The sequence below is a fragment of the Planococcus sp. MSAK28401 genome, from assembly GCF_018283455.1.
Classification (GTDB): Bacteria; Bacillota; Bacilli; order Bacillales_A; family Planococcaceae; genus Planococcus; species Planococcus alpniumensis.
Genome location: NZ_JAAMTH010000001.1, coordinates 921,931 through 935,070, shown reverse-complemented (window position 1 = coordinate 935,070; position 13,140 = coordinate 921,931). Strand labels below are relative to the sequence as shown.

At 48.5% G+C, this 13,140-nt stretch carries 13 protein-coding genes; 7 read left to right on the top strand and 6 right to left on the bottom strand.

All coding sequences use genetic code 11. The features are described from left to right. Nucleotides 1–173 precede the first annotated feature (173 nt). Nucleotides 174–1,310 carry a CapA family protein gene (locus G3255_RS04770; RefSeq protein WP_211653530.1) on the top strand — a complete coding sequence of 379 codons (1,137 nt, stop codon included), beginning with the start codon at nt 174–176 and terminating at the stop codon, nt 1,308–1,310. Nucleotides 1,311–1,325: 15 nt separating this feature from the next. Continuing rightward, the gene (locus G3255_RS04765) at nt 1,326–1,919 is read left to right on the top strand and encodes a hypothetical protein (RefSeq protein ID WP_211653529.1); all 594 of its coding nucleotides are present in this window, start codon (nt 1,326–1,328) and stop codon (nt 1,917–1,919) included. 86 nt (nt 1,920–2,005) lie between these two features. On the opposite strand, the gene G3255_RS04760 is transcribed toward G3255_RS04765, so the two are convergent. Beyond that, nucleotides 2,006–2,848, bottom strand: coding sequence for a YitT family protein (locus tag G3255_RS04760; protein ID WP_211653528.1), 843 nt, complete (start codon nt 2,846–2,848; stop codon nt 2,006–2,008). A 247-nt stretch (nt 2,849–3,095) separates the two neighbouring features. On the opposite strand from G3255_RS04760, the gene G3255_RS04755 reads away from it, so the two are divergent. Continuing rightward, on the top strand, nt 3,096–4,313 hold the full coding sequence (locus tag G3255_RS04755) for an EAL domain-containing protein (protein WP_211653527.1): 1,218 nt from the start codon (nt 3,096–3,098) through the stop codon (nt 4,311–4,313). Between the two features lie 50 nt (nt 4,314–4,363). Here the strand turns inward: G3255_RS04755 and G3255_RS04750 are convergent, their stop codons facing one another. Together G3255_RS04750 and G3255_RS04745 are read right to left on the bottom strand one after the other, a co-directional pair. Continuing rightward, nucleotides 4,364–5,227 carry a PPK2 family polyphosphate kinase gene (locus G3255_RS04750; protein WP_211653526.1) on the bottom strand — a complete coding sequence of 288 codons (864 nt, stop codon included), beginning with the start codon at nt 5,225–5,227 and terminating at the stop codon, nt 4,364–4,366. 198 nt (nt 5,228–5,425) lie between these two features. Further along, nucleotides 5,426–6,076, bottom strand: coding sequence for a hypothetical protein (locus tag G3255_RS04745; protein ID WP_211653525.1), 651 nt, complete (start codon nt 6,074–6,076; stop codon nt 5,426–5,428). A 438-nt stretch (nt 6,077–6,514) separates the two neighbouring features. On the opposite strand from G3255_RS04745, the gene G3255_RS04740 reads away from it, so the two are divergent. Next, on the top strand, nt 6,515–6,685 hold the full coding sequence (locus G3255_RS04740) for a hypothetical protein (protein ID WP_211653524.1): 171 nt from the start codon (nt 6,515–6,517) through the stop codon (nt 6,683–6,685). 46 nt (nt 6,686–6,731) lie between these two features. Here the strand turns inward: G3255_RS04740 and G3255_RS04735 are convergent, their stop codons facing one another. Both G3255_RS04735 and G3255_RS04730 read right to left on the bottom strand, forming a co-directional pair. Continuing rightward, a complete protein-coding gene (locus G3255_RS04735) occupies nt 6,732–7,172 on the bottom strand; it encodes a VOC family protein (protein WP_211653523.1) in 441 nt (146 codons plus the stop codon). A gap of 71 nt (nt 7,173–7,243) precedes the next feature. Further along, nucleotides 7,244–7,666 carry a hypothetical protein gene (locus tag G3255_RS04730; protein ID WP_211653522.1) on the bottom strand — a complete coding sequence of 141 codons (423 nt, stop codon included), beginning with the start codon at nt 7,664–7,666 and terminating at the stop codon, nt 7,244–7,246. A 250-nt stretch (nt 7,667–7,916) separates the two neighbouring features. Between G3255_RS04730 and G3255_RS04725 the strand changes: the two genes are divergently transcribed. The 3 genes from G3255_RS04725 to G3255_RS04715 all read left to right on the top strand — a co-directional run bounded on the left by G3255_RS04725 (nt 7,917) and on the right by G3255_RS04715 (nt 12,143). After that, the gene (locus G3255_RS04725) at nt 7,917–8,774 is read left to right on the top strand and encodes a GNAT family N-acetyltransferase (protein WP_211653521.1); all 858 of its coding nucleotides are present in this window, start codon (nt 7,917–7,919) and stop codon (nt 8,772–8,774) included. A gap of 143 nt (nt 8,775–8,917) precedes the next feature. Next, nucleotides 8,918–10,189: a Glu/Leu/Phe/Val family dehydrogenase gene (locus G3255_RS04720; RefSeq protein WP_211655765.1), complete on the top strand. Its 1,272-nt coding sequence runs from the start codon at nt 8,918–8,920 to the stop codon at nt 10,187–10,189. Nucleotides 10,190–10,328: 139 nt separating this feature from the next. Continuing rightward, complete coding sequence (locus G3255_RS04715) at nt 10,329–12,143, top strand: LTA synthase family protein (RefSeq protein WP_211653520.1); 1,815 nt, start codon at nt 10,329–10,331, stop codon at nt 12,141–12,143. Between the two features lie 99 nt (nt 12,144–12,242). Here G3255_RS04715 and G3255_RS04710 read toward each other — a convergent pair whose 3' ends face one another. Beyond that, nucleotides 12,243–13,043: an SDR family NAD(P)-dependent oxidoreductase gene (locus tag G3255_RS04710; RefSeq protein ID WP_211653519.1), complete on the bottom strand. Its 801-nt coding sequence runs from the start codon at nt 13,041–13,043 to the stop codon at nt 12,243–12,245. Nucleotides 13,044–13,140 lie beyond the last annotated feature (97 nt).

Sequence of the window (13,140 nt, the reverse complement as noted above, 5' to 3'; positions counted from 1 at the left end):
GTAAGTGGTTGTCTTCTCAAGGCCTCTGTAAAAACAGGCTATTTATCATGGTGAAACCAGAAAAAGCCTAGTCACTTCCTCATGGTTATAGTATTCTGAAATCAATCAATCTGACGGATACTACATGCGCCCGCCCGGCTATTTTAGGCAGGCCCCTGGAAAGGAAGTGACTCATGGCAACTATCACAAAATGGTTTATCGTATGCCTGGCTGCTATCGGAACTTTGGCTATCAGCGGTGAACAGCCGTCTGCGGCTGAACCTGGCTCGCATGAATTTACTTTGCGTCCTGCCCCGCTTGCGGTGATACCTGAGCGATTGGCGAGGAACCATCGCGTGAGCTTGTCGGCAATCGGTGATGTGCTCATCCATGAGCCTCTTTACGAAGATGCCAAGACAGGCAGCACGTATGATTTTGATTCCATGTTTGCACCAATCCAGCCCTTTCTCGAATCTTCCGATATTACCGTCGCCAATTCCGAAAGCATTATCGGCGGCAGTGAAATTGGCGTGTCCACCTATCCATCATTCAACAGCCCATTCGAGCTAGGCGATGCCATGAAAAATGCCGGAGTCGATGTCGTCTCTATGGCGAACAACCATACCCTGGATCGCGGCGTCCAAGCCATCGAGAACGCCATCTCCCATTGGCGGGCTATCGGAATGGTATCAACCGGTTCTCATCTTTCCGCACAACAGCGTGCTGATATTCCAGTTCTCGAGCGCAACGGCATCACTTTATCGTTTTTATCCTATACGTACGGAACCAATGGAGTCCCGACACCCGCCGGCCGGCCGTATTTAGTCAATCGCATTGACCGGGAATTGATCCAACAGGATTTAGCGTATGCGCGCAAGCATTCAGATGTGACGGTGTTAAGCCTGCATTTCGGCAATGAATACGAAGCGATGCCGACACAAGAGCAAGCAGAACTCGCCCTTTTTGCCGCTGAAAACGGCGCAGATATCATTCTCGGGCATCACCCGCATGTCTTGCAGCCGCCCGCCTGGATTAATACTGCAGACGGTCGCCGCAGCCTTGTCTTTTACTCGCTTGGCAACTTCTTGTCCGGACAAAAAGGCGTAGAGAGACGAATCGGCGGCATTGCCCATTTAGAAATCGAAAAGCTCGAAACGGCACAAGGTTCAAGTATTGTCCTCACAAACCCAGCCTTCACCCCAACTTTCGTGCAACACGACGGGTTTACAGATTTTGAGGTTTTGTTGTTAAAAGATATCAATACTGAATGGAACGCCAACACAAAAGCTCATCTTGCCACTTGGATGCCTGAACTCAAATTCCGCGAATAGAGGAGTGATTTGCTGATGCAGGATTGGAAAGTAGAGGAACAAAAAATATACATTCCCGCCACCGAAGCGCATGCCGTCCACATCCCGAAACAATTCTATTTTATCATCGACGGGCGCGAAAGCCTCGGGTCTGAGGATTTCCATGAGCGCCTTCGTGTATTGACTGCCCTTTCGGAAGCCGTGCGGACGATTCCACAATTCGGCCATCGTCCGCCAGGGTTTGCGGAATATTCCCTTTATCCGCTCGAAACACTCCACCACGCTGAAAGTCCAGATGGGTTGCCGGCAACTTTCTCGCTGATGATCCGCCAGCCGGATTTCATCGACAATGGAACAATCGACCGCGCGTTCAACTTGATTCACAAAGAGCGAAAGTTCCCGCTGCTTCCGGAAGTCGCATTCGAAGAATTTGAAGATGGCCTATCGGTCCAATTGCGCAGCGCCAAAAATCTTGAACCGGCCGTGGAAGCGTTCAGCAAAATCCATCGTTTCCTGCTGAAGAATGCTTTGAAGCGGCGCAATTCCCACCACCGCGAGATTTATCCAGGACATGAGCGCGCTTTGTTCGATGAAGTGGTGTACCGCGTTTTTGTCGAGGAAGCACAGTAACCCCTTATCCTGCACAATGTTCAGTAAATAAAGGAAAAGCCGTCCCTAAAAGTGTCTGCGCACTTTTTCTGGACGGCTTTTTCCCATTACATCGAATTTTTCTTGTAATTTTCATCTCGCCGGAAATTTCCGACCACTTCCATCGTCTCGGTGATGCTGACGAAAGCATTCGGGTCGATTTCTCGGATCAAGGGGCGGACAAATGCCAGTTCGTAACGGGTGATGACACTATGCAGCACTTTCACCTTGGCGCCAGTATAAGCGCCTTCCCCGTCCGTTACCGTGATGCCACGGTAGAGGTTCGTCAATAGCTTCTTCTTCACTTCGTCGCCTTTGGCCGTCACCACCATCAAGCTGAGCTTGATATGGCGCGTGTGGATACGGTCAACAACGATTCCTGTGATATAGATCGATGCCATCGTATACATCGCGAGCTCCCAGTTGAAGATAAAGCCCGAGATGAACACGACGCCGCTGTTCAAAGTAAAAACCATGAAGCCAAGCGGGATGTCGCGCTTCATTGTCAGCAACAGACCGATGACATCAAAGCCGCCGGTCGACCCGTAAAAGCGGATGATGATCCCTACTGCAGCGCCTGAAATGACGCCGCCGAAGACCGATGACAATAGTGCATCTTCTGTTACTTGGACAATCGGGATGTAAAGCATGGCAATCGACGTCACAGCTACTGAAAAAATGCTGTTGCCGATAAAAGTCTTGCCGAGCTTCATCCAACCGATGACCAAAATCGGCAAGTTCAGCAAAATCAGCCAGATCCCTGAGTTGATCGGTGTCATCAAGCCGAAGATCATGGCGATTCCGGTAACCCCTCCTGATAAAATTTCATGTGGCAGCAAAAACATGTTGAAAGCGATCGCCATAACAATGGAAGCAATAAAAATTGCCCCGAGGCGGTAAAATTTGTCCATTTCATATTCTCCGTTCATCTAGTGATAATGAGCGATGCCCGCATTCCGTTGAAGGCGATGAGGCAAGGCAGCGACTCACATTATAGGGGGTGGCATCATAGAAAAGCAAGCACTTCTGGCTGGATTTACAGTTTCTTTTCATTCACGGAATATTCGTCATTTGAACGGTGTTTCAAAAGCTTCAATTGAATGCTGGAAAAATTAAGATTAAAATAGAACAAGACAGTGCACGGCAAGGAGAGATATTATGGATCCGTTAGACATCATCGACAATATGGACAAAATTATGCCGGTGTTCCAGCCGATCGTCAGTGCCGTCAAACACGACGTCATCGGTTACGAACTGCTCGGCCGCTACATAGAACCGGACGGAATCAAATCACTCGGCGATTTCTTCAACGACCCGGAAGTTCCGGACGAGTACAAAACAGAAGTGGACCAAAGGCTGCTCGAAATGGCACTCGATCAATTGCTGCTGCAAAACAATGACTGCCTGTTGTTCATCAATCGCAACGCCCGCCAGCTGATGGCAGGAGACGGCGAAGATTTCCTGAAAACCTTGCTCAAATACCGCAAACGCGGATTCCCGCTCGAACGCATTGTCCTTGAAATTACCGAGCATGATTTCAATGATGATTTCGATACACTCAACCACTTGCTCTTGTATTTCAAGACTTTCGGCATCCAGATTGCTGTCGATCATGCCGGCGCGAAAAGTTCGAATATCGACCGCATCCGGCAGTTGCGGCCGCATATCCTGAAAATCGATATGAGCATCAGCCGGCACCACCAGCCCGACGCTTTCCAGGACATCATCCATTCGTTATCGATGCTTGCCCACCGTATCGGCGCACGGCTGTTGTATGAATATATAGAAGATAACCATCAATTGTATTTCGCCTGGAAACACGGCGGCCATTACTACCAAGGCTATTATCTGGCTCATCCGAACCCTGCCCTGCTGACGACGGATTCCTTGTCCATCCACGTGGGTCATCACGTAAAGGAATTTGTCCACCGCGAAAAAGCGATGGTCAGCGAACGCTTGGCCTATACCGCCCGTTCCGAAGATAAACTCAAACGATTGACGGGCAAATGGCAAAGCCCAGACTATGCCGACCTGTTCATCAAGGAAGTGCTGCCGCTTTTCGAGGCGGAAAGTTTCCGTATCTACATCTGCAACAGCGACGGGGAACAAGTCTCCTCCAACTTCCGGAAAACAGCCGGAAGCTGGCAAAGCGAACCGCAGCAAATTGGTTCACATTGGGCTTTTCGCCCTTATTTCTTGGAGAATATGATGCTCATGAAAGTGAGCCATAAAGGACGCCTATCGGATATTTACGCTGATATCGAAACAGGGGAAATGATCCGCACTTTCAGCTATCCGCTGTCGGATGCATGCTTCCTGTTCGTCGATCTAAGCTACGAATTCATTTCCGAGAATGGTTATCTATTGTTCCAATAAATCATAGTCAAAAACAAAACCCGAAGCAGCCTTGGCCGCTTCGGGTTATATCATTCTGTTTCCTTTTCCAGCTTATCGATGTAATGCTTGAGCTTGTCTTTTTGCTTGCCGCTGATTTCCGGTAATTCCGGGTTAATTTCTTCCAACATCTCCACCATCACTCGGGCGATAATCAAACGGGAATACATTTCATCATCTGCCGGCAATATGTACCAAGGGGCATGATCTGTAGAGGTGTGTGTCAGCATATCCCCAAATATGTCCTGGTAATCCTCCCAATGCTCGCGTTCTTCGACATCGCTGAAGGAAAACTCCCAATTCTTCTCTGGGTTTTTCATCCGTTCGAGCAGGCGCGTGGTTTGTTCTTCTTTGGAAATATTAAAGAAGAATTTCACAAACGGAAAACCGTTTTCGAACATGTACCGCTCAAATTCGTTGATTTGCCGGTAGCGACGGTTCCATACTTCACCATCGATCAATTGATTCGGCAAGGGCTCTTCTTCGAGCAGATTATGGACACGCGTCGCAATGACTTCTTCGTAATGGGAACGGTTTAAAATGCCGATTTGCCCGCGCTCCGGCAAGGCCTTGTGCAAGCGCCATAAATAATCATGCTTCAATTCCTCTTCCGTCGGCTTTCCGAGCGTCGTCACTTTCAGCCCTTGGGCGGTCAAATTCGAGAACAGATAAGTGATGGCTTCGTCTTTTCCAGCCGCGTCCATCGCCTGAAGGGCCACCACAATGCCTTTTTCTTCTTCTGCATGAAGTCGGGCATGCCATTTTTTCAGTTCTTCGATCGTTCCCTTCAATTGCTGTTCGATGTGATCGGATTCCGATCCTTTATTTTCATGTGTCGCCCAATCTGCCAAGTCTACGTGGCGCCCATCCTTCACTTTGTATTGTTGAGTATCCAAGAAATCTCTCCTTCAAAATAGATGTTTTCCATCCCTATACCCTGTTTCAGCATTTGGAATTACAGGGCTTTTTCCTCAATCTGCTTTTTTTCTACTTTACACACCGTTAGCTATTAACTTTCCGTCCTCGCACTGTACGAAAAAGCTCCTTCGATACCCATAAGGATACCAAAGGAGCTTTTTCGCTTATGAATTGAATTATTCGTAGGCAATCGAACCGTCTGCCTGCTGCTCATACCTAATGTCTTCCTGTTCCATCAACGAAATCAAAATCTCGGCTTTATCGTCCGCTTTCTCTTTTTGGCGGTCCAGGATCTCATCCAGTCTTTCGTGAACTTCTTCAACGTGGTTTTTTTGCAAAGTCTTCGTCATTTCACGCGTTAACTCAATTTGCGCAAAATGATAGGATTCCAATTGCGCGAGACGCGGGTCGTCCGTGTCGAGTTCTTTGGACAATTGCTCCAACTTTTCCTCCATCTCTTTGATATGGAGTTCTGTAAGCGAATTATGGTCATACAAGCGGATGAGCGAATTGCTCACTTCTTTGAGTGTTTCCTCGCTCTTCTCGCTCTGGAAAATGTATTGCTGGATTTCATCTTGTTCAGCATCCGCCTTTGAGCGTTCATCATTCCACGGAGCGACATAACTCGCGAAGGAATACACATTCCATAAGATAAACAACAGTAAAATACCGCCACCGGCCTTCAGCCAAAGTTTGCGGCGCCTTGGATCTTTTTTATTGGATCGAAAATTTGGCGGTTCAGCACCGGTTTCGGCGTTTTTTTCCGCTTCGATTCGATTGGATTCATTATGCGGATTACTATCTGAAAACTCATTGTAATTAGCCATGTTACCCTCCGGACATCTATTCGTAACACGATTGTAACAAAAAACATTAAAAATAGCATCCGTTTTTTTAAAGAAATGCAGAAATTATGACAAAATTCGACAAAGCAATGAAGATTTTCATCACTGCTGAAGCAGATTGCATACCCCTTCTACACTCTATTTGAAAGATTAGCATCCGTTTTTTTCGGGTAAACAATTTGCAAGTATCATCAGCTGCCCGAATTATTTTTCCATTCAACAACCATCCCCTTTTTCACGGAGAGTAGAAAGAAAGGCGGTCTTTTCATGCGCATTTCCTGTATGGGAAGTATACTTATTTCAATTATCTTGTCGATTGTATTGACCATTTTGCTAAATTTGCTCTTTTTCTAGCTGCGCCATGTTTGCTGTCCCATCGCTGCGAAAGCTTTGCATATATTAGAAATGGAGGAACTCCAGATGACAAGAACATTCGTGATCCTCTTGATCGTGTCGGCGCTGTTGTTCATCGGATTCTATTTTGTCATTACACTCTATTACCGTTTTGTCGGAGGGGTTGTCCTAGCGGGTATTGAATTCCCAACAGCAGCCATCTTATACGAAATGCTGTCATCCCCGTTCCAGACATAACCCTCTTCAGCTAAAGAAACCCCATCGCCTAAGCGATGGGGTTTCTTTATTCGACGGGATTTTGTTCCTTGTCTCCCGTTTCAGATTTACGATAATCGAACTGCCATTGCACACCGAATTTATCTTCTACGACGCCGTATGCTTCGCTCCAATAGCTCTCCTCGAATTCAAAGATCACTTTGCCGCTTTCTGCCAGCTTATTGAAATCGGCTTTCATTTCACCCAATTGTTCCGAACGGACGGACACGTGAAAATTACTGCCGAATGTCGCAGGTTTTCCGGGCATTGCGTCCGACAGCAATAAGTAATTGCCGTAGAGTGGAATTGCGGCCTCCAGGATCAATTCCTTTAAATCCTCGTCGAGTTTTGATCCTGGATTGTCTCCGTAATGGATGACGGAAACATCGGATACGCCAAACACGCCTTCATAATAAGACAGCACTTCTTTGCAGTTTCCGTTAAAAATGACTTGTGGATGAATCGCCACTTCTTCGCCCCCTCTTGAACTTTCTCTATCACCCTCTTTTCCCTTCGACTTCCAGCGCTAAACGCCCGCTTTTATTTCCAAGCGGGCAATTTTTTTAAAAACGAATAGACAATCGGCCCCAAAAAGACGGCCGCCAAAAATAGATAAAACGATACTGAAGCAATAAGTACCGTGAAAATGCCGCTCCATAAAGCCGCCACCAAATACAAAAACAACAAGAGCAATGCCCAGACGATGCTGATGCGAAGCGCCGCATTTTTCATCCGGATCCTTCTCAGCGCTGCCAAGCCCAATGACAACAGAAAAGCAGGAACTACCATCCACAATAAGGTGCTTGTCGCCATGTCGCCTCTTACTTCATCGTTCAACAACAGCGTATCCGAACCGCTAGAAGTTGCCATCGTCACTAACAACCCCACGACAGTAATCAATGCATAAAGCCCCAAGCCGAACAACAGATCTTTAACCAATTCCACTGCTTTCCAATTTTCCAACGCCTTCCCTCCTTATCGTTCCCGTAACTTTTCGGCTATCCAGCCTCCCGGGAAACAATGGCTATTCCGATTAGTTCGCCGCCATCCCATCTTTCCCCTGCCGCCTCTTCAAATCAGAACATGTGCTTCACATAATCCGAATGCCTCCCGCTTAATTTTTTTTCGTTTCACGACCGTTTTCGCTTTGTAGTCATGCCCGCAATACACTAAAATTATTATGCAACTATGACCCCTTAAGGAGTGACGATACATGAACGAAACGATCCGCCAGTTGACCGGCGATGATTTACAGGCTTTGCAAGACATGGATACCGGCATCGATGATGATTATGTTATCCGGGTATTCGACCGGATTTCCACAGGGCCTAACCGTTTATTCGGTTTGTTCCACGACGGCCGCCTGGCGAGTATCGGGGGCTATACCATTTTCGCGGGCAGTTATGCCATGCTCGGACGCATGCGGAGCGATGTGCGCTTCCGCGGCCTCAGCCTATCCTCCCGTTTGATGGCCCATGTCCGTGATGCGGCACTCGATCATCCGGGCATCCGTTTTGTCGGCGCCAATACACAGGAGTTCAATCTCCCGGCACAACGCGTTCTGGAAAAAATCGGGCTGTCCCGCCAAGCTGAACTATTTTCTGCAATTGCAGAGAACGTGGAAACTTTCGAAACCGCTGGCGCCCCTTGGCGAAAAATTGAAAGCGCCGATGAGAAGATGGGCTGGCTCGAGGCGGTCTACATCCGTTCGGAGCGGGTCTTTCCCTTCGAATGCTATTACCCGTTTCCCGCAAGCCCTGACCTATTTTCTAGCCAAGCGCTTGAACAATGGGACTTCTATGAAAATCCGGCCCGTGACCGGATCGTCATCACCAAACACGATGTGAAGAAATATGATTATTTGCACACGCTTTATCCTTGGGAAGATTTATTCGAACAGCCGGGATTATGGGAAACTTTACACGAACCCCTCGAGAAGATCCGTCTCGGTTCCGTGGAAGGCGCATTTGTCTGGATGGACTTGACCCGCAAGCAGGCAGGCAAACTGCCAGAAGGCCATCCGTTTGATCTCCCCTCGCCTTGGTTTTTATACGGCACGGATATCCATTAAGTAGTTCTTCTCCCCTTCTAATGTTTAAGTGCCCTTCTTAATAGGAAGACATAAAGTATAGAAGGAAATCAGCCAAGGAGGAGAAGAAAATGACACAGCAGGAAGATCGACAAGAAGAAGTAGCAGAAGACTTGAAGCAGGAAATGCCGGTAAAAGAAGTGAAAAATGGCGTCGAACTTACGAACCCGCTTGAAATTGTCCAACGCATGCTTGAAGTAGCGACGCAGGAACTCAAATTGCCGCAAGGGGTGTACGAAATCCTCAAAAAACCGAAGCGCATCTTGAAAGTATCGATTCCAGTGCGCATGGATGACGGGACGTACCGTGAATTCGAAGGTTACCGCTCCCAGCATTTGGACGTGCTCGGCCCGACGAAAGGCGGCGTACGGTTCCATCCGGGAGTGACAGAAGATGAAGTAGCCGCCTTATCGATTTGGATGTCAATGAAAGCGGCCATTCTCGGAATCCCTTATGGCGGCGGTAAAGGCGGAATCGTCGTGAATCCGAAAGAGCTGTCCGAACGGGAACTCGAGGAATTGTCACGGGGCTTTATCCGCGAACTCGAACCGATCATGGGGCCTGAAAAAGATATCCCGGCGCCAGACGTCAACACGACGCCTCAGATCATGGGGTGGATGATCGATGAATTTTCCCGCCTGAAAGGAAAAAATGTGCCCGGTACGATTACCGGCAAGCCATTGATTCTTGGAGGATCGGAAGGCCGCGTCGAAGCAACCGGGCGCGGTGTCGTCTTCACCATCGAAGATGCCGCCAAGAAACTAGGACTTGAACTCGAAGGCATGACCGCAGTCGTCCAAGGTTTTGGGAATGTTGGATCGATCACCGCCAAACTATTACACGAACGCGGCGTGAAAGTGCTCGGCATTGTGGACGCTGGCGGCGGCATTTACCATAAAGACGGCCTGCCGATCGAAGAGTTGATCGGGTACGCCCAAACAACCGGCACAGTTGCGGGATACAATGGCTATGGATCACTCAGCAACGAGGAATTGTTTGCGGCCGATGTGGATATCCTCGTGCCCGCTGCGCTCGAAAACCAGATCACTTCAGTTACCGGCCCGACCATCCGCGCCAAGATCGTGGCGGAAGCGGCAAACGGCCCGACGACGCCAGAAGGCAACGTTGCAATGGAAAAGAATGGGATCACGGTCATTCCCGACATTTTGTGCAATGCAGGCGGAGTCACGGTTTCCTATTTCGAATGGGTACAGAACACAACCCATCTGCGCTGGACCGAACAAGAAGTGAATGAGCGGCTCCACACTGAAATGACAGAGGCCTTTAATGATGTCTATGAAATGAAAGAACAAAAAGGCAGCACCATGCGCGAAGCAGCCTATTTGGTCGCTGTCGAACGCATCGCCCTAGCAATGGAAGCACGCGGCTGGATTTAAGAAAAGAAGCAGTTCCAAGAGCTCATGAAACTGAGCTTTTGGGGCCGCTCTTTTTTTCTTTTTCCCGCTGATGTTTCCGAACCCCTGTTTACAGGTAGTGAATAGAGAAAGCCCTCACTGCCAAAAAAGGAGAACGACGATGAAAACAATTGATTACTGGGTCTATTTGGCCTTTTCCGCATTTAAATTATTTCTTTTCAGCTTGTACACCGATACCCCGTTCAGCTTCGGCTTTTTTCTGATCAGCTTCTCGAGCGCATTGATTCTTTCGAGCTGGACTTTATTGATCGATGCCCGCAAGCGGCGCTGGATTTTACTATCGCTTTTGGCGCTGCACAGCATCCTGCTGATTTCGGACGTCTGGTATTACCGCTATTTCGGCGATCTATTATCTGTTCAATTAATTCCATCAATGACGCAAATGAATGACGTAGGCGGTGGATTCTTGAGCTTGATCCGCTGGACGGACTTTTTCTTCTTTGCCGACTTCCTGCTATTTCTCGCCTTCATATTCGTCTTAAGAAAGCGCCGCACAACGACAACACAGACGACAAATGGCAAACTGGCAGCGGCGATTGCTGCAAGCGGCGTGCTAATATTTGCCGCACCACTCCTCACAAGCATTGCAAAAGGCGAACGCTGGCTGACAGGAGATGCCACCAGCAATATGCGTGAATACTATGAGCTTGGATTTTGGGGCTACCATGGCTATGATTTCGGAAAAGGCGTCGTTTCCATTTTCCGTGAGCCGGAACCATCCGAACAAGACGAAGCCCTGCTCCTGGAAGCTGCCGCAGAACTCAACACGAAAAACAGCGGCGAGCAGCCGAATATTATCCTCGTCCAGTTGGAATCGCTGCAGAGCTCAGTTATCGGCCAGGAAATCGGCGGCGAAGAAGTGACGCCTTACTTGAACCAACTTGAGGAGGAAATGCTGTACTTCCCTTCTTTCCACCATCAGACCCATGAAGGGCGTACATCGGATGCAGAGTTTGTCATCAACACCTCGCTGCATCCATTGCGCACAGGTTCTGTCTATACGCGGTTCCCAGACAGCACCTTCGCCCCGCTTCCGGAAGCTTTGCGAAAAGGCGGCTACGATACAGCGGCCATGCATGCTTATGAAGCAAGTTTTTGGAACCGCAATACCGTCTATGAACATATCGGCTTTTCCCGCTTCTTCAGCGAAAAGGATTACCCCGATACGGAAAAAATCGGCATGGCGATCAACGATGAAGATTTCTTCCGGACGTCGGTCGAACATATCCAAAAATTAGAAGAACCCTATTACGCGTTCATGATCGCCTTGAGCAGCCATATCCCTTTTACGATTCCTGAAGATAAAAAAGAGTTGGCGATGCCAGGTTATGAAGATGAGCTGGTACAGAATTATTACCATACTGTCCATTATGTCGATGGTGCGGTCGAAGTGCTCGTCGATGAATTGAAGCAGCAAGACATGTGGGATGATTCGCTGGTCATTTTCTACGGCGACCATGACAGCGGATTGACCGAACAAGGCCGTGAGATGGCGAGCAATCTCGATGCCAATGGAGTGACAGAGCAGTTTGAATTGTTCCGCCAAGTTCCTCTATGGATCAAGCCGCCAAATCTGACGGAAGGCGAAACGGTCGAGACCGTCGGCGGCCAAATCGACTTGGCACCGACGATCCTGGAACTTGCAGGGATCGACCAAGGCTTCATGCTCGGCACTTCACTTTTGTCGGATACCGAAAGACTGGTCGTTTTCCGCGATGGCTCGTTCCGAAAGGGCGATGTGTATTTCAAACCGGATTTGACCTCTACATCCGGATCAGGTGAATGCTACTCAATCGACAGCGGCGAAAAAATCAACGGTGCCGATTGTGAACCATATATCGAAGATGCGCTCGATCAATTGCGCATTTCAGATACCGTGATCGAAGACAATGCACTGGACTATATCGAACAATGAAAAAAGCGTTGGACTCTTGGCTGAGTCCAACGCTTTCATCTTGTCTAAAAAGTAAGTCCACTTTGATCCATAGCGGTTCATAGTTTTCTTCAAAGCTTTTTATCTCATGACGCTGCCGCCGGAAATCTTCACCGATTCACCGACGATATTCGGGGCGGCATCCGTTAATAGAAATGCAATCGTTTGGGCGACTTCTTGAGGAGTTGACAACCGGTTTGACGGAATCCCTGACTGCGCTTCTTCCATCGCCTGCTCAACAGAAATCCCTTTGCGTTCCGCCTTTCTTTGAATGCTCGCCCTAGCCATTTCTGTATCGACATATCCCGGGCATACCGCATTGACGCGGACGCCATGTTCAATCGCTTCCAAGGCCATTGATTGCGTCCAACCGACCACCGCGAATTTGCTTGCTGCGTAGGCCGTGTTTCCGGCAGTTCCACGAAGACCAGAAAGAGAAGCAAGATTGACAATATCACCTCTCCCTTCTTCCATCATGCGCCGGTACACCAATTGCGTCAGCATAAACGTAGATGTGTAATTGATGTTCATCAGGTGCTCCAGAAATTCTTGGTCCAGTTCTTCCACTTGCTTGCCGCCAGCTGCTCCGGCCGAATTGACCAAACCACCGATAAAGCCGAGCTGCGCTTCAGCGGTTCTGATCAGATGTTCGCGGCCATGAGGATCCGTCAAATCTGCCGTTTGGGCATGCAGTTGATTATCATCCATCATGGTTTTCAATTCATTTTCCAACTGCTTCAGTTTATCCGCATCGCGCCCAGTAATTGTCAGTTTCGCTCCCATCTGTGCAACTGCCTTGGCTGTTTCCCAGCCGATGCCGCCAGTCGCGCCAGTGATCAGTATATGTTTTTCTGCTAATGCTTGTTTATCAAAAATGCTCATAAATATACGCCTCCTTGTGTGCAGTGTTTCCCTTAAGCCCAGTGCATTTAAACATGTAAAGCAGCTGACAGCTTACAAGAGACGTAAAGGCACCAAA